Annotated in this window: 17 protein-coding genes; 4 read left to right on the forward strand and 13 right to left on the reverse strand. The window is 72.0% G+C overall.

The window, feature by feature from the left end; genetic code table 11:
- Nucleotides 1-33 precede the first annotated feature (33 nt).
- The 4 genes from H7827_RS06265 to H7827_RS06280 form a co-directional block, all read right to left on the reverse strand.
- Nucleotides 34-627, reverse strand: a complete 594-nt coding sequence (locus H7827_RS06265; RefSeq protein WP_046724916.1) for a GTP-binding protein — start codon at nt 625-627, stop codon at nt 34-36.
- Nucleotides 608-1015: a DUF742 domain-containing protein gene (locus H7827_RS06270; RefSeq protein ID WP_200363892.1), complete on the reverse strand. Its 408-nt coding sequence runs from the start codon at nt 1013-1015 to the stop codon at nt 608-610. Before H7827_RS06270 ends, H7827_RS06265 begins: the two co-directional genes overlap by 20 nt.
- A 67-nt stretch (nt 1016-1082) precedes the next feature.
- On the reverse strand, nt 1083-1496 hold the full coding sequence (locus H7827_RS06275; protein ID WP_046724915.1) for a roadblock/LC7 domain-containing protein: 414 nt from the start codon (nt 1494-1496) through the stop codon (nt 1083-1085).
- Nucleotides 1497-1515: 19 nt separating this feature from the next.
- Nucleotides 1516-5358, reverse strand: coding sequence for a nitrate- and nitrite sensing domain-containing protein (locus H7827_RS06280; RefSeq protein ID WP_432743288.1), 3843 nt, complete (start codon nt 5356-5358; stop codon nt 1516-1518).
- Between the two features lie 539 nt (nt 5359-5897).
- Between H7827_RS06280 and H7827_RS06285 the strand changes: the two genes are divergently transcribed.
- Entirely contained in the window at nt 5898-6077 is a 180-nt protein-coding gene (locus H7827_RS06285; protein ID WP_432743290.1) for a hypothetical protein, read from the forward strand.
- Nucleotides 6078-6217: 140 nt separating this feature from the next.
- On the opposite strand, the gene H7827_RS06290 is transcribed toward H7827_RS06285, so the two are convergent.
- The 8 genes from H7827_RS06290 to H7827_RS06325 all read right to left on the reverse strand — a co-directional run bounded on the left by H7827_RS06290 (nt 6218) and on the right by H7827_RS06325 (nt 15764).
- Complete coding sequence (locus H7827_RS06290) at nt 6218-6430, reverse strand: acyl-CoA carboxylase subunit epsilon (protein WP_030738921.1); 213 nt, start codon at nt 6428-6430, stop codon at nt 6218-6220.
- Between the two features lie 29 nt (nt 6431-6459).
- Nucleotides 6460-8043, reverse strand: coding sequence for an acyl-CoA carboxylase subunit beta (locus H7827_RS06295; protein WP_386541408.1), 1584 nt, complete (start codon nt 8041-8043; stop codon nt 6460-6462).
- Nucleotides 8044-8227: 184 nt separating this feature from the next.
- Nucleotides 8228-9838: a citramalate synthase gene (cimA, locus tag H7827_RS06300; RefSeq protein ID WP_432743292.1), complete on the reverse strand. Its 1611-nt coding sequence runs from the start codon at nt 9836-9838 to the stop codon at nt 8228-8230.
- 374 nt (nt 9839-10212) lie between these two features.
- Nucleotides 10213-11322, reverse strand: a complete 1110-nt coding sequence (locus tag H7827_RS06305; protein ID WP_386541411.1) for a branched-chain amino acid aminotransferase — start codon at nt 11320-11322, stop codon at nt 10213-10215.
- 252 nt (nt 11323-11574) lie between these two features.
- Nucleotides 11575-12627, reverse strand: coding sequence for a 3-isopropylmalate dehydrogenase (locus tag H7827_RS06310; protein ID WP_200363902.1), 1053 nt, complete (start codon nt 12625-12627; stop codon nt 11575-11577).
- Nucleotides 12628-12715: 88 nt separating this feature from the next.
- On the reverse strand, nt 12716-12895 hold the full coding sequence (locus H7827_RS06315; RefSeq protein ID WP_030738909.1) for a hypothetical protein: 180 nt from the start codon (nt 12893-12895) through the stop codon (nt 12716-12718).
- A 273-nt stretch (nt 12896-13168) separates the two neighbouring features.
- On the reverse strand, nt 13169-14800 hold the full coding sequence (gene pruA / locus H7827_RS06320; protein ID WP_386541413.1) for an L-glutamate gamma-semialdehyde dehydrogenase: 1632 nt from the start codon (nt 14798-14800) through the stop codon (nt 13169-13171).
- Nucleotides 14801-14834: 34 nt separating this feature from the next.
- Complete coding sequence (locus H7827_RS06325; RefSeq protein WP_432743296.1) at nt 14835-15764, reverse strand: proline dehydrogenase family protein; 930 nt, start codon at nt 15762-15764, stop codon at nt 14835-14837.
- A 184-nt stretch (nt 15765-15948) separates the two neighbouring features.
- Between H7827_RS06325 and H7827_RS06330 the strand changes: the two genes are divergently transcribed.
- Together H7827_RS06330 and H7827_RS06335 are read left to right on the forward strand one after the other, a co-directional pair.
- Nucleotides 15949-17037 (forward strand): PucR family transcriptional regulator, encoded by a 1089-nt coding sequence (locus tag H7827_RS06330; protein WP_386541417.1) that lies wholly within the window; start codon nt 15949-15951, stop codon nt 17035-17037.
- A 76-nt stretch (nt 17038-17113) separates the two neighbouring features.
- Complete coding sequence (locus H7827_RS06335) at nt 17114-17653, forward strand: HAD domain-containing protein (protein ID WP_432743298.1); 540 nt, start codon at nt 17114-17116, stop codon at nt 17651-17653.
- On the opposite strand, the gene H7827_RS06340 is transcribed toward H7827_RS06335, so the two are convergent.
- Nucleotides 17637-18380 (reverse strand): hypothetical protein, encoded by a 744-nt coding sequence (locus tag H7827_RS06340; RefSeq protein ID WP_432743300.1) that lies wholly within the window; start codon nt 18378-18380, stop codon nt 17637-17639. The two genes, H7827_RS06335 and H7827_RS06340, sit on opposite strands and share 17 nt — an antisense overlap.
- Nucleotides 18381-18629: 249 nt before the next feature.
- Between H7827_RS06340 and H7827_RS06345 the strand changes: the two genes are divergently transcribed.
- Nucleotides 18630-19649 (forward strand): glycoside hydrolase family 6 protein, encoded by a 1020-nt coding sequence (locus H7827_RS06345; protein ID WP_432743302.1) that lies wholly within the window; start codon nt 18630-18632, stop codon nt 19647-19649.
- The last annotated feature ends 110 nt before the right edge of the window (nt 19650-19759 follow it).

Here is a 19759-nt window from a genome sequence, read left to right on the forward strand (position 1 = left end):
CACAGTGCGGCACGGGCCTTCGGAGGGCCCGGCTCAGCCCAGGCGGGCCATGAGGGCGTGTTCGACGAGAGTGATCAACGCCGACTTCGCCTCCGCACGATGCCGCGCGTCCGTCACGATGATCGGAGCGTCCGGACCGATCTGCAACGCCTCCCGCACCTCCTCCGGAGAATACGGCTGATGCCCGTCGAACCCGTTCAACGCGATCACGAACGGCAGACCACTGTTCTCGAAGTAATCCACCGCCGGAAAACAATCCGCCAACCGACGCGTATCCACCAGCACCACCGCACCAATGGCACCACGCACCAAGTCGTCCCACATGAACCAGAAACGATCCTGCCCCGGCGTACCGAAGAGATACAGAATCAGATCCTGATCCAAGGTGATACGACCGAAGTCCATCGCCACCGTCGTGGTCGTCTTACCACCGGTATGCGTCAGATCATCAATACCGGCGGACGCGGACGTCATCACGGCCTCGGTACGCAGCGGATTGATCTCCGACACGGCACCGACAAACGTGGTCTTCCCCACACCAAACCCACCCGCGACCACAATCTTCGCAGAAGTAGTGGAACGGGAAGGAGCCGAACGGCCCGCACCGCTAGAGCTTGCGAAGTCCACTGAGCACCCTTTCGAGCAGTGTCACATCAGGCTGACCACCCGATTCGCCCTGGTCGGGCTGGTGAATCGCGATGAGGCCGGCCTCCGCGAGATCGGCCACCAGAATGCGCGCCACACCCAGCGGCATCGAGAGCAGGGCCGAGACCTCGGCCACCGACTTGACCTCCATGCACAGCTGGCAGATCCGCTGGTGCTCGGGCAACAGCCCGGAGAGCTGCATCGGTTCGGCGCTGGTGGACACCAGCGCCTCGATCGCCAGCTGATAACGCGGCCTGGTCCGGCCACCCGTCATGGCGTACGGACGCACCAGCGGCTGATCGCTGTCGTCATGGTGACCGTAGGGCTGATGGCCTGCGCCGTAGGCGCCCTGCGAGGGTGGCGTATTCATGGCTCCTCCGAGCGGGACATGAGGTCGGTCATGCGGGTGGTGGTGCTCATGCGGGGGGAGCTGGGAATCAGTTGAGCAGGTTGCCCTGCAATTCGGCCCGGAGCGCGGGGGTCAGTACGGTACCGGCGCGGTCGACGAGAAGGGCCATCTCATACCCCACCAGACCGATATCGGCATCCGGATGCGCCAGCACCGCCAACGACGAACCATCCGAGATCGACATGATGAAGAGGAAACCACGCTCCATCTCCACCACCGTCTGATTCACCGCACCACCCTCGAAGATCCGCGACGCACCAGCCGTCAACGACGTCAACCCCGACGCCACCGCAGCCAACTGATCCGCACGATCCCGGGGAAAACCCTCGGACAACGCCAGCAGAAGACCGTCAGCCGACACCACCACCGTATGCGACACCCCAGGAGTGTTCTCCACAAAGTTGGTGATCAACCAGTTCAGGTTCTGCGCCGCCTGGCTCATCGGGCTCACACTAACGCTCCTACTGGTATCTGGGGCCGGAGCCCCGATCGGTCCGGCCGGCCGTGGAATTGGCCTGGCGCCCCTGCTGAATTCCCCGGCGGAGATTGGTCAGCCGGCCCCGGACTGCGTCCGGTGCGCGGGAGACCTGCGGGCCGGTCGGGGCGGCCTGCTGCTGCGACTGCTGAGCGGCGCCCGCCACCAGATTGGCGCGCGGCACCCGCCGGGGCAGACCCGAGGTGGTCACCCCGCCGGCGCTCGGCTGACGCAGTTGCCCGGCCTGACGCCCGAGCTCGTCGTTGGGTGAGGGCCGCCAGTTGGGCGAGGCGCCCGGCGTCGCGGCGGCCGGTTCGGTACGGGGGAAGTCGTCGCGCGGCGCGGCGCCGAAGCCACCGCCGCCCGGTGCGGCTTCCGGTTCGGTACGCGGCGTGCTCTGGCCGCGTACCGGCAGCCCCGATCCGGTGGCGGGCGCGGGGCCCGCGGCCGGTTCCGGCGCGGCGGGCGCCGCGGGGGCCGCGGGCGCCGGAGGTGCCACCCGCCGGGTCCCGAACCAGGTGGACTCCATCTCCTCGAAGATCGGAGTGCGTTCCGAGGTCGCGGGGCCACCGGTGGGCAGCGGGTCGGTGAACGCGGCCGGCTGCGCCGGCTGCTGCGGCTCGTACCGCTCGGGCCGGGCGCTGGGCGCCTGCGTGCCGAAGGCGGGGAAGGCGCCGGTGTCGGCGGGGTATCCCGCGGGGCCCTGGTCCTGGCCCAGGGCCGGGAACTCCCCGGTCCCGTCCGGGTAGCCGCCGGATCCGGGACCCACCACGGGGAAGGCGCCGGTGTCGGCGGGGAAGCCCTGGCGGCCCTGGTCGGGTCCTTGCCCCAGTGCGGGGAAGGCGCCGGTGTCAGCGGGGCCGGACGGGTAGCCGCCGGAGCCGGCCTCCTGTCGGCCCTGGCCCTGGCCCTGGCTGTGACCCTGGCCCTGGTTCTGGCCGATCGCCGGGAACTCGCCGGTGCCCGGGTAGTCACCGGGGCCCTGCCGGCCGGCACCGGGCCGGCCCGCACCGAAGTCCTGGCCGCCCACCGCGGGGAACTCGGCCGTATCGGCGGGGTATCCCGCGCCGGGGCGGCCCGAACCGGGGCCCTGGGCGGTGGGCGAGCGGAACTCGCCGGTGTCGCCGAAGGCGTCGAACTGCTGGGAGCCGCCGGAAGGAGCGGCCGGGCGCGGCGCGGGGCCGCTCGCGCCGGTGAAACCGGGGCGGGCGTACTCGCCGGTGTCCGGCTCCTCGTGCCCGCGCGGTCCCTCACCCGGGTCGCCGACCACGGGTATTCGGCCGCTGTCCTCGACCCGGCTGGCCCAGCTCGGCCGGCCCGAGCGGTCGGGCGCGCCGTCGCCGGGAGCGCCGGTCAGCGGGTCACGCCCCGGCTCGGACGCGGCCGGGTTCGCCGGGGCCGCCGGGGAGCCGGAACCGGTGGTGGGGAAGGAGGTGTTGCCGGGCCGGGGCGGCAGCGCGGGGCGTTCCTGGCCGCCGGACACCTGGCCGCGCGAGGCGGAGGGGCCCTTGCCCAGGTTCGCCAGCCCGCGCCCGCGACCACCGGGGGTCTGCGGCCCGCCGGGACGTCCGGGCGAGGTCTCCCGCTGCACGGTGGTGGTGGGAGGTGCCGCGGCGGGCGCACCGGCGGCGCCGCCCGGCATGCCGCTTCCCGGCATGCCCGCGCCGCCCTGCCCCGGACGCGGACCGCGCCCGGCGCCCTGGGCCACCTCGGCCGGCAGCATCACCAGCGCGGTGGTGCCGCCCGAGTCGGAGGGACGCAGCTGGATGCGGATGCCGTGCCGCAGGGACAGGCGGCCGACCACGAACAGGCCCATCCGGCGCGAGACGGAGACATCGACGGTGGGCGGGTTGGCCAGCCGGTCGTTGATCTCGGCCAGGTCCTCGGGGGAGAGTCCGATGCCGGTGTCGTGGATCTCCACGAGCACCCGGCCGTCGGGCAGCGCGTGACCGGTGACCTTGACCTTGGTCTGCGGCGAGGAGAAGGAAGTGGCGTTCTCCAGCAGCTCGGCGAGCAGGTGCACGAGGTCGTTGACGACCCGGCCGGCCACGTCCGTCTTCGGTACGGCGCTCAGCTCGATGCGCTCGTACTGCTCCACCTCGGAGGCCGCGGCGCGCAGCACGTCCACCAGCGGCACCGGCCGCGTCCAGCGGCGGCCCGGCTCCTCACCGGCGAGAACCAGCAGGTTCTCGCCGTTGCGGCGCATGCGGGTGGCGAGGTGGTCGAGTTTGAACAGCGAGGACAGCTGGTCGGGGTCGGCCTCGCGGGACTCCAGTTCGGAGATGAGCGACAGCTGACGCTGGATGAGGCCCTGGCTGCGCCGCGAGAGGTTGGTGAACATCGCGTTGACGTTCCCCCGCAGCAGGGCCTGTTCACCGGCCAGCCGGACGGCTTCGCGGTGCACGTCGTCGAACGCCTCGGCCACCCGGCCGATCTCGTCCCGGGTGTGCACACCGACCGACTGCACGGAGGTGTCGACGTCCTCGGGCTCCGCCTCGGACATCTGGCGCACGACCTCGGGCAGTCGCTTGTGGGCGACCTCCTGGGCCGTGTCCTGGAGGCGGCGCAGCGAGCGGACCATGGAGCGGGCCACCACGAAGGCACCGACCAGGGAGATGCCGAGCACCAGCACCACGATGGCGCCGTTGAGGATGGCCTCCTGCTGGGCCTCGTCGCGCAGGTCGCGGGCCTGCTCCTCCATCTCGGTGATCAGGGTCCGCTCGATCGCGTTCATCGCGTCGATCTTGGTGCGGTCCTGGTCGAACCAGTCACGGTAGGAGCGGTCCTGGCGCTGGATGCCGTCCAGCGACGCGAAGACCATGTCGCGGTAGGTGTCGGCCGAGACGACGTTGACGATGCCGCCCTCGAGGGGGTCGAGCAGGCCGCTGGCGCCGAGGTCGTTGCCGTAGATCTGGGTGAAGCTGTTGAGCGAGGCCGCCTCACTGGCCGCGTGGGTCTTGCCGTACCGCCAGTCACTGGGTGACAGGCCCATCTCGTCGCCGTCGCGTTCGCCGCGGGCGAGGCCCGCGGTGATGACGGCGCGCTGGATGGAGGCGTGTTCCTTGGCCGCCGAGAAGGTGGCCAGGGCGCGGGTGGAGCGGATCATCTCGCTGTTGCTGGTGGCCTGCGCCATGTCCTGCGAGAGCGAGAGCAGCGCCTCGATCAGGTCGTTGTAGCGCATGATCGTCTGCGAGACGTAGTCCGGGTCGGCGTACGCCTCGTCCCGGATCTCCTTGATGCCGGTCAGCTGCCGGCTGATGTCCAGGACGGTGGCCTGGACCCCTCGCATGACGTCGTCGTCGGCCGTGATCGCGTTGGTGGCGTCACTGAACGCGCCCCGCGCGTCGTCCGTCCGCTCCCGGGCGGTCGCGATCTCGTCGCTCTTGGCGCTCATGCCCGCCACCAGCGGGCCGGCCGAGCGGTCGCGCTCCTCCTGGAGGGCGGCGGCCAGCAGGGTCGCCTGCTGGGTCATGTCCGTGAGCAGCTGCATCGTGTCCAGCTGCTCGATGTCGTCCATCGAGGACTGGATACGCAGGCCGCCCAGCACGGTGGCGGCCATCACGGGGAGAGCGATCAGGGAGACCAGTCGGGTGCTGATGCGCCAGTTGCGCAGCGCCAGCCGGGAACCCGCCCGGCTGGGTCTCGCCTCGGCAGCGGCCGTGGGGTCGTTCTGGGCGGTACTCCGGTCGGCCGGGGCCTCCCCGGAACCGGGCGCGTTCCGCGCCGGGTCGCCGCTGGAGGCAGGTCCGCCGGAGGAGCCACGCTGCGTGGCACCACCCTGCTCCGGTTCTCCCGCAGCGCTGCCTTCCCTCTTGAAACGTCCCTGCACTATGCGTCGCAACCTCTGGACCAGGCGTCGCGCCGCGATGCGGCGTGACGGTATCGAGCCAGGGGCATACGACCCCCCGGCGGTCGTCGTCGTCGGTAACCGGCGTGTCCGGTGTTCAGCCAGCACGTGACGCTTGGGGCGCGCCCTGCACATGAGCTCGTGTCACGCGGCGGTCCGTGGAATTCCAGCACAGTGGCCGATCTCCAACAAGGGCCCGGAATGGTCCCGTGACATGTATGACGCTCCGCACGCGCCTCACTACCTGCCGTGGAAGCGGGGAGCAGGCATAGCGGACTTTTCTCCACACCATCGCCATCGAATCGATACACCAGAGGGTGCGCCAACCGAGGTACTACATACGGTTTCATCCGCCATGTCCCCCTTTCATACCGTCAGATTCCCGTCCCCTATGCGGCTTTTGCCCCGCCGCTCGTGAGGAAAATCACATGAGGGTGCTGGCCGATAAGGAACGCTCGCGGGGTATACGGCACCTAGTGTCAGGCTTTACAAGCAGCAGCTCTACCTAAGGCAGATCCTCCGTGAAGAGCACCCTGAGCGTCCGCTCCACCGCCAACCCCCGGCGCACCACCCTCGCACATCTGCGGGACGCGCAGGAACTGGCACCGGCCCCGGTCACGTACACGCTCTCGGAGGAACTGCCGGGGCAGACCGCCAACCCGCGCCGCACCATCCTGATGAAGCTGCCGGACGCGAGCTGACGCCCGGTCACCCCCTACGCCGCACACAGCAGGGCGGGCCGGACACCGTGCATCGGTGTCCGGCCCGCCCTGTGACGTACCCGCGGCAGCACGGGCGGCGTACGGCCGCACGGCCGGCTGCCGCCGCCCGCCCCGCGCGGTCAGCCCTGCCAGCTGTGCGGCGCCCGGAAGCCCGGGGTGCGCTCCAGCCGGCGCCAGCCGGCCGTGCTGCGGCCACCGGCCGCGTGCCCGGCACCGGCCGACGGGCTCTGGGCCGCCCGGGCGATCAGCAGCGCGGTCACCGCCGCCAGTTCCTCGTCGCTGGCGGCGCCCTTCTCCACGCGGACCAGCTTGGTGTCCGTCTCCGTGCTCATCTGCGGTGTCTCCTCGGTCGTCACTGACGTCACTGGGGCGGGTTGCCGTGCTTGCGGGACGGCAGGTCGGCGTGCTTGGTGCGCAGCATCGCCAGGGACTGGATCAGCACCGCGCGGGTCTCGGCGGGGTCGATCACGTCGTGCACCAGACCGCGCTCGGCCGCGTAGTACGGGTGCATCAGCTCGGTCTTGTACTCCTTCACCAGCCGCGCCCGGGTGGCCTCGGGGTCCTCGGCGGCGGCGATCTGGCGGCGGAAGATCACATTGGCCGCGCCCTCCGCGCCCATGACCGCGATCTCGTTGGTCGGCCAGGCGTAGGTGAGGTCGGCACCGATGGTCTGGGAGTCCATCACGATGTAGGCACCGCCGTACGCCTTGCGCAGCACCACGGAGATCCGCGGCACGGTCGCGTTGCAGTAGGCGTACAGCAGCTTGGCGCCGTGCCGGATGATGCCGCCGTGCTCCTGGTCCACGCCGGGCAGGAAGCCGGGGACGTCGAGCAGGGTGACGATCGGGATGTTGAAGGCGTCGCACAGCTGGACGAAGCGGGCGGCCTTCTCGGAGGCGTGGATGTCCAGCACCCCGGCGAGCGACTGCGGCTGGTTGGCCACGATGCCGACCACCTGGCCGCCGAGCCGGCCCAGCGCGCAGATGATGTTGGTGGCCCAGCGCTCGTGGACCTCGAGGAACTCCCCGTCGTCGACGAGTTCCTCGATGACGGCGCGCATGTCGTACGGGCGGTTGCCGTCCGCCGGGACCAGGTCCAGCAGCGCGTCGCCGGAGCGGTCGGCCGGGTCCTCGGTCTCGGCGGTGGGCGGGTTCTCGCGGTTGTTGGAGGGCAGCAGCGACAGCAGGAAGCGCACCTCCTCCAGGCACGACTCCTCGTCGTCGTAGGCGAAGTGCGCCACCCCGGAGGTCTCGGCGTGCACATCGGCGCCGCCAAGACCGTTCTGGGTGATCTCCTCGCCGGTGACGGCCTTGACCACGTCGGGGCCGGTGATGAACATCTGCGAGGTCTCGCGGACCATGAACACGAAGTCGGTCAGGGCCGGGCTGTAGGCGGCGCCGCCCGCGCAGGGGCCGAGCATGACGGAGATCTGCGGGATGACGCCGGACGCCTTGGTGTTGCGCTGGAAGATCCCGCCGTAGCCGGCCAGCGCCGAGACGCCCTCCTGGATGCGGGCGCCCGCACCGTCGTTGAGGGAGACCAGCGGGGCACCGGCCGCGATGGCCATGTCCATGATCTTGTGGATCTTCTGGGCGTGGGCCTCTCCCAGCGCCCCGCCGAAGATCCGGAAATCGTGCGCGTAGACAAAGACGGTACGGCCGTGCACGGTGCCCCAGCCGGTGATCACACCGTCGGTGTAGGGGCGCTTGGTCTCCAGGCCGAAGCCGGTGGCACGGTGCCGGCGCAGCCCTTCGACCTCCTGGAAGGAGCCTTCGTCCAGCAGCAGCTCGATCCGCTCCCGGGCGGTCAGCTTGCCCTTGGCGTGCTGGGCCGCGGTCGCCTTCTCACTGGGACCGCGGCCGATCTCTTCGCGGATGGCGCGCAGCTCCGCAACGCGCCCCCGCGCGTCGGGGGCGGCCACGGTCGTCAGGGACTCATCGGTCATGTATAGACCCTATGAAACGCCAGGAGCGAACGCTCTCGTCAGATCCGTACAGTCTCCGCCGCCATTTCGTGGTCGTCCTGTACAGAACCACCGGGTTACGAGGTAAAGGTGCAGCGAAGTAACACAGTAGACCCGGGGGGAACTAGAGGAATCCTATAATTCCGCTCGCTCCCCCCGGCCCGGCTCAGTCCGTCGGCCGCAGCCCGGCCCGCAGCAGACCGTACGTGTAGGCATCCTCCAGCGCCTGCCACGAGGCGGCGATGACGTTGTCCGCCACCCCCACCGTGGACCACTCGCTCGTGCCGTCCCCGGTGGTGATGAGCACCCGGGTGGTGGAGTGGGTGCCGGAGCGCCCGGCCAGGATACGGACCTTGTAGTCCACCAGCTGGAGCCTGGCCAGCTCGGGGAAGGTACGTTCCAGGCCGCCGCGCAGCGCGCGGTCCAGGGCGTTGACGGGCCCGTTGCCCTCGCCGGTGGCGACCACCCGCTCGCCCTTGGCCCACAGCTTGACGGTGGCCTCGTTGTCGACGGTGCCGTCCGGGCGCTGGTCGGTGATGGCGCGCCAGGACTCCAGCCGGAAGAAGCGGGAGGCGCGGCCGGTGACCTCGTCGCGCAGCAGCAGCTCGAAGGAGGCGTCGGCGGCCTCGTACGTGTAGCCCTTGAGCTCCTGCTCCTTGACCCGGGCGACGATCCGGCCCACCAGCTCGCGGTCGCCCTCCAGGTCGTAGCCCAGTTCGCGGCCCTTGAGCTCGATGGAGGCGCGGCCCGCCATGTCGGAGACGAGCATCCGCATGGAGTTGCCGACCAGCTCCGGGTCGATGTGCTGGTAGAGGTCGGGGTCCACCTTGATCGCGGAGGCGTGCAGGCCCGCCTTGTGGGCGAAGGCGGACAGGCCCACGTACGGCTGGTGGGTGCTGGGGGTGAGGTTGACAACCTCGGCGATGGCGTGCGAGATGCGGGTCATCTCCTGGAGCGCGCCGGGCGGCAGCACCCGCTTGCCGTACTTCAGCTCCAGGGCGGCGACCACCGGGAAGAGGTTGGCGTTGCCGACACGTTCGCCGTAGCCGTTGGCGGTGCACTGGACGTGTGTGGCGCCGGCGTCCACGGCGGCCAGGGTGTTGGCGACGGCGCAGCCGGTGTCGTCCTGGGCGTGGATACCGATGCGGGCGCCGGTGTCGGCGACGACGGTGCGGACGGTGGCCTGCACCTGGGCGGGGAGCATGCCGCCGTTGGTGTCGCACAGGATGACGACGTCGGCGCCGGCCGTGGCGGCGGTGCGCACGACCTCCAGGGCGTAGCCGGGGTTGTCGCCGTAGCCGTCGAAGAAGTGCTCGCAGTCGACGAAGACCCGGCGGCCGGCGGCGCGCAGGTGGCGCACCGTGTCGGCGATCATGGCGAGGTTCTCGTCGGGGGTGGTGCGCAGGGCGAGTTCCACGTGCCGGTCGTGGGACTTGGCGACCAGGGTGATGACGGGGGCGCCGGAGTCCAGCAGGGCGCGTACCTGGGGGTCCTCGGCGGCGGTGGTGCCCGCCTTGCGGGTGGCGCCGAAGGCGACCAGCTGGGCGTGGCGCCAGGGCAGCTCGCGGGCGCGGCGGAAGAACTCGGTGTCGCGGGGGTTGGCGCCGGGCCAGCCGCCCTCGATGAAGCCGACGCCGAAGTCGTCGAGGTGCCGGGCGATGGCCAGCTTGTCGGCGACGGTCAGGTTGATTCCTTCGCGCTGGGCGCCGTCGCGCAGGGTGGTGTCGAAGACGTGGAAGCCGTCATCGGGTGCGGCGGAGGTGTCCGGTGCGGTCATGGTGGCTGGCTCCTGCGGAGGGTGCGGTTGTGGTCGGCTCCACTGCCCTGCTCCCGTCCGGCCGTGGTGGGGCCGGAAAACGAAAAAACCCCTCGCGGATGCGAGAGGTCTGCGCGCGGGTCGAGGCACGGTGGCCGCGTCACCCGGGGTGGGGTGGGGCGGCGATCACTGCGGACCGGCGCGCTCGTCACCCATAATCATGGCGAACGAGAGCACGTGGCCAGTGTGGCACAGGATGTCCGCACCGACGGGTGCGTCTCACGATTCGGACGATAGTCGGGCGGTATGCCCATGCCCGGCCCCGGCCCGTACCGCGCCGGTGCGGTACGGGCCGGGGGCCCGCACCGTACCGGCGCGGCGGGGGTACGGGGGGGTCAGCCGACCCGGTGCATCCAGCCGTGCGGGTCGGGGGCCTGACCCCGCTGGACGGACAGCAGCGCCTCACGCAGCCGCAGGGTGACCGGGCCCGGCTGCCCGTCGCCGACCGTCCAGGCGGCGTCGGAGGACTTCACGGAGCCGACCGGGGTGATCACCGCGGCGGTGCCGCAGGCGAAGGTCTCGGTCAGCGAGCCGTCCGCGCAGTCGCGCTCCCAGTCCTCGGTGGTGATCCTGGTCTCGCCCGTGGTGTAGCCGAGGTCGGCGGCGATGGTCAGCAGCGAGTCACGGACGATGCCGGGCAGCAGGGTGCCGGTCAGCTCCGGGGTGACCACGGTGGCGTCCTCGCCCGAGCCGCGCACGAAGTACAGGTTCATGCCGCCCATCTCCTCGACCCAGCGGCGTTCGACCGCGTCCAGCCACACCACCTGGTCGCAGCCGTGCTCGACGGCCTCCGCCTGGGCGAGGAAGGAGGCCGCGTAGTTCCCGGCGAACTTCGCCGCGCCGGTGCCGCCGGGGGCGGCGCGCACGTACTCCTTGGACAGCCACACCGAGACCGGCTTGACGCCGCGCGGGAAGTAGGCGCCGGCCGGGGAGGCGATGAGCACGAAGAGGTATTCACCGGCCGGCTCGTTGATGCCCAGGCCGGACTCGGTGGCGAACAGGAAGGGCCGCAGGTACAGCGACTCCTCGCCGCCGTGCGCGGGCACCCAGGCGCTGTCGTGGGCCAGCAGCAGGTCGATGGCCTTGATGAAGGTGTCCACCGGCAGTTCGGGCATCGCCATGCGGCGGGCCGAGTCCTGGAAGCGGCGGGCGTTGGCGTCGGGGCGGAAGACCCCGATGGAGCCGTCGGGCTGCCGGTAGGCCTTGAGCCCTTCGAAGATCGCCTGCCCGTAGTGCAGCGTCTTGTTCGCCGGGTCGAGCTGGAAGGGCGCGTACGGGGTGAGCTGCGCGTCGTACCAGCCCCGGCCCTTGCTCCACTTGATGGTGACCATGTGGTCGGTGAAGTAACGGCCGAAGCCGGGAGCGGCGAGCAGGGCCTCGCGCTCCGCGTCCGCCAGCGGCGCGGCGGAGGGCTTGAGGTCGAATTCGATCGGCGGCGTCGTCATGGTGAGCGCGTCCTTCGCTGAGTGATGTGGCGGACCGCCGGCCCGTCCCCCCGATGAACGCGGTACTAGGAAGTCCGAGCATCGGGAGACAGTTCGGCCCCGCGTCCGATTATCGCGCGGGGAGGTTCGGCATGCGCACGGGAGGCGGTCCTGATGGTGATGGTGGCACCCAGCGGCGGGTAAGCCCAGCCGCCGGGCAGAATGTGTGCCCGGCGGCGGTGGGGGTGCGTGTGGCGTGAGCGGTGCCGCGGGCTAGCCGGTTACGGAACCGGCTACGCGTACCGCGAGGGCGTCCCCGATGGTGTCGGTGTCACGCGGTGTGCCGTCGCGCTCCGCCAGGTCGGCGGTCACGGCGGCCTCGATCCGGGCGGCTTGCTCCTCGTGGCCGAGGTGGCGCAGCAGCAGGGCGACGGAGAGCACGGTGGCGGTGGGGTCCGCCTTGCCGGTGCCCGCGATGTCGGGCGCGGAGCCGTGCACCGGCTCGAACATCGAGGGGAAGGCGCCGGTGGGGTTGATGTTCCCGGAGGCGGCGAGCCCGATGCCGCCGGTGATGGCGGCGGCGAGGTCGGTGAGGATGTCGCCGAAGAGGTTGTCGGTGACGATGACGTCGAAGCGCTCGGGCTGCGTGACGAAGAAGATCGTCGCGGCGTCGACGTGCAGGTAGTCGGTGGCGACCTGCGGGTACTCCTGGGCGACGCGGTCCACCGTGTTCTTCCACAGGTGGCCGGCGTGCACCAGGACGTTGTTCTTGTGGACCAGGGTCAGCTTCTTCGCCGGGCGGGCGGCGGCGCGCTCGAAGGCGTCACGGACCACGCGCTCGACGCCGTAGGCCGTGTTGATGGAGACCTCGGTGGCCACCTCGGCGGGCGTGCCGGTGCGCATCGAGCCGCCGTTGCCGACGTACGGGCCCTCGGTGCCCTCGCGCACGACGAGGAAGTCGATGGCCGGGTTCCCGGCCAGCGGGGTCGTGGTGTTCGGCAGCAGGACGGAGGGGCGCAGGTTCACGTAGTGGTCGAACGCGAAGCGCAGCTTCAGCAGCAGGCCGCGCTCCAGCACCCCGGAGGGGACGCCCGGGTCGCCGATGGCGCCGAGCAGGATGGCGTCGTGGCCGCGCAGCCGCTCCAGTTCCGCGTCGGGGAGGGTCTCCCCGGTGGCGTGCCAGCGCTTGGCGCCCAGATCGTAGGTGGTGGTCTCCAGCTTGACGTCGGAGGGGAGGGCTGCCGCGAGGACCTTGAGGCCCTGGGCCACCACCTCGGGGCCGATGCCGTCGCCGGGGATCACTGCGAGATCGATGCTGCGCGCCATGGAGGGGACCTTACGTCGGGTCCGGGGAGCGGACGTACGGCGTCCACGATCCGGACAGCGGCCGGGGGGAACGCGCGCCCCGGTGGGATCAGTGGGCGGCGGCCGGGGCGCCGCCGTTGTCCCGGCGGTCCAGGGCGCGCTGGAGCGCGTCGGCGGCGAACCGCCGGGACGCGTCGTCGCGGACGGCGACGGAGGAGGAGGTGCGCGGGACGCGGGGGGTGCGCCGCGCGGTCTGCTCGGCTGCGGGCACGGTGAGCGTGTCGTCCATGGCGGATCGGCTCCAGGGAGTGGGGGTACGGCGAGGGCTGCCACAGGGGGTGGGGCCGGCGCGGCGGGGGTCACCCGCGCTGCTGCACCTGGCCGCGACCGCCGCACGCTGGATGGAGCGTCACTGTCGGCTTCTACAAAAGTAGCGGCCTTCAGCAGTGATGTCTCGCCAGATACTCGACCGTCCTAGTATGTGAGACGAGAACGGCCCCGGCACGCACTTTCCGTGCGCACCGAGGCCGTTGCCGATCGTTTCCCGACCGCTCCCGACCGGTCAGCCCATGTGGGGGTAGCGGTAGTCGGTCGCCGGAACCTGGGTCTCCTTCAGCGAGCGCGGCGAGGTCCAGCGCAGCAGGTTGAACTTCGAGCCGGCCTTGTCATTGGTGCCCGAGGCCCGGGCCCCGCCGAACGGCTGCTGCCCCACGACCGACCCGGTGGGCCGGTCGTTCAGATAGAAGTTGCCGGCCGCGAACCGCAGTTTCTCGCTCGCCGCGGCGGCCACCGCCCGGTCCCTGGCCAGCACCGCGCCGGTCAGCGCGTACGGGGCCACCGACTCCATCTGCTCCAGCATCGCGTCGAAGGAGTCGTCCTCGTACACGTGCACCGCGACGATCGGGCCGAAGTACTCCGTGGTGAACACCTCGTTCTCCGGGTCGGAGCAGGTGAGCACCGTGGGCCGCACGAAGAAGCCGACCGAGTCGTCACAGGTGCCGCCCGCCACGATCTCGCACGACGGGTCGGCCTTGGCCCGCTCGATCGCCGCCTTGTTCTTGGCGAAGGCCCGCTCGTCGATGACGGCGGCCATGAAGTTCGACAGATCACTCGGGTCACCCATCGTCAGGCCCTCGGTCTCCGCCGCCAGCGCGTCACGCAGCCCGCCCTCCCACAGCGAGCGCGGGATGTACGCCCGGGAGGCCGCCGAACACTTCTGGCCCTGGTACTCGAAGGCGCCCCGGGTGATCGCCGTCTTCAGCGCCGCCGGGTCGGCGGTCGGGTGGGCGACGATGAAGTCCTTGCCGCCGGTCTCCCCCACGATCCGCGGGTACCCCTTGTACCGCTCGATGTGGGTGCCGATCTCCCGCCACAGGTACTGGAAGGTGCCGGTCGAGCCGGTGAAGTGCACCCCGGCCAGGTCCGGGTGCGGCAGCGCCACCTCCGAGACCTCCTTGCCGTCCCCGGTCACCAGGTTGATGACGCCCGGGGGCAGCCCGGCCTCCTCCAGCAGTTCCATCAGCAGCACCGCCGAGTGGGTCTGGGTCGGCGACGGCTTCCACACCACCACATTGCCCATCAGTGCCGGGGCGGTGGGCAGATTGCCCGCGATGGCGGTGAAGTTGAAGGGCGTGATCGCGTAGACGAAGCCCTCCAGCGGGCGGAAGTCCAGACGGTTCCACTGCCCCTTGGGCTGCACCAGCGGCTGCTCGGCCAGGATCTCGCGGGCGAAGTGCACATTGAAGCGCCAGAAGTCGATCAGCTCGCACGGCGCGTCGATCTCCGCCTGCTGCACCGTCTTGGACTGGCCCAGCATGGTGGAGGCCGCGATCGTCTCCCGCCAGGGCCCGGACAGCAGCTCGGCCGCCTTCAGGAAGACGGCGGCCCGCTCGTCGAAGGGCAGCTCCCGCCAGGCGGGGGCCGCCGCCAGCGCGGCGTCGATGGCGTCCTGCGCGTCGGCCCGGGTGGCGTTGCCGTAGGTGCCGAGCCGGGCACGGTGCCGGTGCGGCTGCACCACGTCGAACCGGTCCCCCGCGCCCATCCGCCGGACCCCGTTGATGGTCATCGGCAGCTCGACGGGGTTCTCGGACAGCTCCTTGAGCTTGCGCTCCAGTCGGGCGCGCTCCGCCGAACCGGGCGCGTAGGTGTGCACCGGCTCGTTCACCGGCGGCGGCACCTGGGTCACAGCGTCCATGGCCGTGGGTCTCCTTCGGAAAGAGGCGGGGCACTCAGCCCCGGGTCAGCAGGGAACGGGCGAAGAAGCCGAGGTTGGCGGGCCGCTCGGCGAGCCGGCGCATGAAGTAGCCGTACCAGTCGGTGCCGTACGGGACGTACACCCGCATCAGATGCCCGGCGCGGGCCAGCCGCAGTTGCTCCTCGGTACGGATCCCGTACAGCATCTGGAACTCGTAGCTGTCGGGGGCGCGCTCCAGCCGCCGCGCCAGCTCCTCGGCGATCGCGATCAGCCGCGGGTCATGGGTGGCGATCATCGGATGGCCGCCGCCGGTCAGCAGGATGCGCAGGGCCCGCACATAGGCGAGATCCACCTGCCGCTTGTCCTGGTACGCGACGGAGGCGGGCTCCCGGTAGGCGCCCTTGACCAGCCGCACCCGGCAGCCGGTGGCGGCCAGCGCCCGGCAGTCGTCCTCGGTGCGGTACAGGTAGGACTGCACGGCCACACCGGTCCGCGGGAACCGGCCGCGCAGTGCGCCCAGCACGCTGAGGGTGCCGTCGACCGCCGTGTGGTCCTCCATGTCGAGGGTCACCATGGTCCCGGCCTCGGCGGCGGCCGCCACCACCGGCTCCACCGCGCGGTGCGCGAACTCCTCGCCGCCGCCCGCCAGCCGCAGCCCGAAGGCCGACAGCTTCAGCGACAGCTCGGCCCGCTCCCCCAGGCCCTCCGCGTGCAGGGCCTCCAGCAGCGCCAGATAGGCGTCCCGGGCGCGGACCACCTGCGCCTTGTCGGTGATGTCCTCGCCGAGATGGTCCAGGGTGACCGCGAGCCCGGCGCCCGCCAGCTCCCGTACCGCCGCCAGCGACTGGTCGAGCCGCTCGCCGGCCACGAAACGGTCCACCACCGGGCGGGTGAGCGGGGTGGCGGAGACGGCCCGCCGGATGACATCGCTGCGCGCGGCCGCGAGAAGCACGGGTCCCAGCACGGGCACCTCACCTCCGGATACCAGGAAGAACTCAGTTATCCGCAACCTAGGCAGTGCCCGGCCCACGGGCTATCAACAGATGTCTGCCGCCGGGGGCACCCGCGTCAGACATCTGTATGAGAATGGTGCGCGCAACGGCCGCAGGATGCGACGCGGAGACGGCGGGAGAGGGACGGTAGGCCGGGTGGAACCCGATTACCAGGAGCTGATCGATGAGGTCTCGGCACGTCTGGGCACCCCGGCGACGCTGGAGGGCCGCGACTTCGCGCTGATCGCGTTCGGTGCCCACGACAGCGCGGACGACCGGGTGATGGACCCGGTGCGCACCCGCTCGATCCTGCACCGGCGCTCCTCGGTGGAGGTACGGGCCTGGTTCGAGCGGTTCGGCATCGCCAGAGCGCGCGGCCCGGTGCGCATCCCGCCCGACCCGGCGGCCGGGGTGCGCACGGGGCGGATCTGTCTGCCCGCCCGGCACCACGGGGTGGTGTACGGGTACATCTGGCTGGTCGACGACGGCGCGCTGGAGCTGACCGACGTGCGGCTGGCCGATGCCCAGGCCACGGCGGAACGCATCGGCAGCCTGCTCGCCCGCTCGGCCGGGCTCGGCGGCCGGCTCGGGGCGCTGCTGCACACCCTGCTGACCTCTCCGCAACGGGAGGCCGCGGCCGGGGAACTGACGGAGGCGCTCGGCCCGGCGGGCACCGGGCCGCTCACCATGGTCGCGGCGCTCCCCTGGAACGACGGCACCCCCGCGCTGCCCGGGGCGCTGGCGCTGTGCCCGCTGGAGGGCACCCTGGCGGCGCTGGTCCGTCCGGCCTCGGCGCGGGCGGTGGCCGGGCGGCTGAGCGGGCCCGAGACGGCGGTGGGCATCGGCGCGGACCGCGCGGTGGCGGCGGAGCTGCCCGCCGCCTGGCGGGAGGCGCTGGGCGCGGCGCGGGCGGCGCGGGCCGAACCGGCGCTGGGACCCGTCGCCTCCTGGAACGCGATCGGCCCCTACCGGCTGCTCACCACCCTTCCGCCGGCCGCCCCCGACCCGGCCGTGGCACCGCTGCTGGCCCCGGCCCACCGGGAGCTGGCCCGCACCGCCGAGATCTTCCTGGACCAGGCCGGCTCCCCCGCCCGCACCGCCACCGCCCTGGGCATACACCGGCAGACCCTCTACTACCGCCTCACCCGGGTCGAGGCACTCACCGGGCTGGACCTGGCCGACGGCGAACACCGGCTCCTCCTCCACCTGGCCCTGAAGGCGGCCCGCCTGCGGGACGCCGGGTGACGGCCGCGGGCCGGTCCGCGCGGTCCGCCTCCGGCGGCGGACAGCCCGGCGCGGGAGCCGGTAGTACCGTGCGGCGATGACCGAGCACCCGGGGCTCCCGCTCCTCTTCCTGGACATCGACGGAACGCTCCTGCCCTTCGGCGGGGACCGGCTGCCACCGGCCGGGGAGGGGTGGCAGGACCTGCCTCACCCGGGCAATCCGCAGCTGGCCAAGCTCGACCGGGCGGACGGCCGGCGGCTGCTGGAGCTGCCCTGCGTGCTGGTGTGGGCCACCACATGGATGGAGGAAGCCAACGAGGTGATCGCTCCGCTGCTGGGCCTGCCGGAGCTTCCCGTGTGCGAGCTGCCGGACGCGTCACGGGAGCCCGGGACCGGTCCTCTGCACTGGAAGACCCGGACACTGGTCGGGACGGCGAACGGGCGGCCGTTCGTCTGGCTGGACGACGAGATCACCTGGCGCGACCGGGAGTGGGTGGCGGCGCACCATCCGGGGCCCGCGCTGCTCCACCGTGTCGACGCCGGGGTGGGCCTCACGGCTGCGGACTTCGCCGGCGTCGGAGCCTGGCTGCGCGCGGTGACGGCCGACGGGGGGCCGTCCGTCAGTCGACGCCGGTGATGTCCGCGAGCTCCAGGTTGTCGTCGCCGCCCTGGACCCGCTGGGAGCGGATGAGCCCCAGCTCCTTGCCGTAGTACTTCTCGGTGATCACCTCGGGGTCCAGCCGGCTGGTCTCCCGGATCTTCAGCACCTCGCTGAACCGCCCCAGGCTGATCGCCAGGTCCTCGTTCAGGCTGACCACCTTGGCCTCGTTCTCCGCGACATCGGGGGCGAACTGCTGCTGGTAGATCTCACCCACCATCGGTTCGGCCAGCATGACCACGCCGGGCTGGGCACCGTCCATGCCCGCCCGCCAGCTGCCGTGCGCGGTGCCGGTGTCGCGGCCGAAGTACCAGACGTTGCCGCCCTCGTCCTGGGCGTAGAAGTGCCGCAGCTCGGTGGGCTGTTCCCCCTGGCAGTGCTGCCGCTCGCGGACCACCAGGGTCGAGACGCCGAGGATGTTCTCGCGGTCCTGGGTCACCTCGGTCTCCATCGTCTGGTTCCCGTGGGTGCAGCTGCCGTCGAAGTGGTGGCCGGTGCCGGGGGCCAGCGGGAGGTACGGGTTGTCGATCTCGTCGACGAAGTCCGCCGGGTCGATGGACGGGGACGGGGCGGGGCTCGGGGAGGCGCTGGTCTCCTCGGCGACCCGGTCGGTGTCCCCCGGGGAGGACGAGCAGGCGGTCAGCAGCAGGGGAAGCAGCAGCGTCGCCCGCAGAGCGCGCGCCCCGCGCCGCGTGGTGGTGGTCACGATGCGTCACTCCCCAGATCTCGGCACTCCGGCAGGCCCATGATCGGGCGCGCCCCGGCGCCGCGCGGCCAGCCCCGCCCGGCCGGCCACCCGGACGGCGCAGCGCGTTCGCCGGGAGGGGCTGCGGGCACGGTTTACGGAAGCCGCCCGAGCCGCTAGCTTCGACAGCGGCCTTGGGAGCGCTCCCATCGCCCCGCGTCCCCCACCGTGACCCCCTTCCATCCCCTCGTTGTGAGAGGAACGATTCACGTGCGCACCCCCCACACCCCCCACGCACGCTCCCGCACCCGGCCCCGGCTGCTGTTCGCCGCCGCGGCCGCGGCCCTGGGCGGTCTGCTGTCCTTCGGCCCGCTCGCCCCGGCCCAGGGCACGGCGCCGCAGGAGACACCGCGCGAGGACGCCGCCGGGCTGCCGGCCGGCACCGTCTTCCACAACCACCCCGGCGCCGTCCACGACTGGGTCGCCGCCAACCCGGGCGACGCCCGGCGGCAGCTGATCGAAGAACGCATCGCCGACCAGCCGCAGGGCATCTGGTTCGCCACCTACCAGCCGGACTCCGTGACCCAGGACGTCGCCGCGGTCACCGGCCCCGCCGCGGCGGCCGGCGAGGTGCCGGTCCTGGTGCCGTACGTGCTGCCCGACCGGGACTGCGGCGGCGCCTCCGGCGGCGGCGCGCCCGACTTCCCCAGCTACCTCGGCTGGACGCAGGGCTTCGCGGCCGGCCTCGGCTCGGATCCCGTGGTGGTCATCCTGGAGCCGGACGCGATCGCGCTGACCGACTGCCTGGACGAGAGCCAGGTCGCCCAGCGGTTCTCCGCGCTCGGCGAGGCGGCCGGCATCATCCACGCCGCCAACCCGCAGGCGCGGGTGTACTTCGACGCCGGGCACTCCGGCTGGCACAGCCCCTCGGTGATCGCCCAGCGGCTGCGCGACGCCGGTGCGGTGGCCCAGGGCGACGGCATCTACACCAACACCTCGAACTACCACACCACTGCGGACGAGACGGCGTTCGCCGAGGCGGTCCTGGGGCAACTCGGCGACCCCGCTCTCCAGGCCGTCATCGACACCAGCCGCAACGGCAACGGGCCGCGCGGCAGCGAGTGGTGCGACCCGGTCGGGCGGCTGGTCGGCGAGAGCCCGACCGTGAACACCGGCAGCGCGCGGGTGGACGCCTACCTGTGGATCAAGCGCCCCGGTGAGCTGGACGGCTGCGCCGGGCCGGCCGGGCAGTTCTCCCCCGAGTACGCCTTCGAGCTGGCCGGCGGCTGACGCCCCCCACGGGCCCGCGCCGCCCCGGTGACCCACGGGCGGCGCGGGCCCGTGCGCGTCCGTACGGGTTGCGCCGGTACGCGCCCGGCCCGACCGTGGGAGGACGGGTC

Source organism: Streptomyces sp. JH002, from assembly GCF_050916115.1.
Taxonomy (GTDB): Bacteria; Actinomycetota; Actinomycetes; order Streptomycetales; family Streptomycetaceae; genus Streptomyces; species Streptomyces xiamenensis.

What these genes read in the sequence shown, in the direction of transcription:
- H7827_RS06270 (WP_200363892.1), bottom strand. Translation starts at nt 1,015, where the DNA reads ATGAATACGCCACCCTCGCAGGGCGCCTACGGCGCAGGCCATCAGCCC.
- H7827_RS06275 (WP_046724915.1), bottom strand. Translation starts at nt 1,496, where the DNA reads ATGAGCCAGGCGGCGCAGAACCTGAACTGGTTGATCACCAACTTTGTG.
- H7827_RS06290 (WP_030738921.1), bottom strand. Translation starts at nt 6,430, where the DNA reads ATGAGCACGGAGACGGACACCAAGCTGGTCCGCGTGGAGAAGGGCGCC.
- H7827_RS06295 (WP_386541408.1), bottom strand. Translation starts at nt 8,043, where the DNA reads ATGACCGATGAGTCCCTGACGACCGTGGCCGCCCCCGACGCGCGGGGG.
- cimA (WP_432743292.1), bottom strand. Translation starts at nt 9,838, where the DNA reads ATGACCGCACCGGACACCTCCGCCGCACCCGATGACGGCTTCCACGTC.
- H7827_RS06305 (WP_386541411.1), bottom strand. Translation starts at nt 11,322, where the DNA reads ATGACGACGCCGCCGATCGAATTCGACCTCAAGCCCTCCGCCGCGCCG.
- H7827_RS06310 (WP_200363902.1), bottom strand. Translation starts at nt 12,627, where the DNA reads ATGGCGCGCAGCATCGATCTCGCAGTGATCCCCGGCGACGGCATCGGC.
- H7827_RS06315 (WP_030738909.1), bottom strand. Translation starts at nt 12,895, where the DNA reads ATGGACGACACGCTCACCGTGCCCGCAGCCGAGCAGACCGCGCGGCGC.
- pruA (WP_386541413.1), bottom strand. Translation starts at nt 14,800, where the DNA reads ATGGACGCTGTGACCCAGGTGCCGCCGCCGGTGAACGAGCCGGTGCAC.
- H7827_RS06335 (WP_432743298.1), top strand. Translation starts at nt 17,114, where the DNA reads ATGACCGAGCACCCGGGGCTCCCGCTCCTCTTCCTGGACATCGACGGA.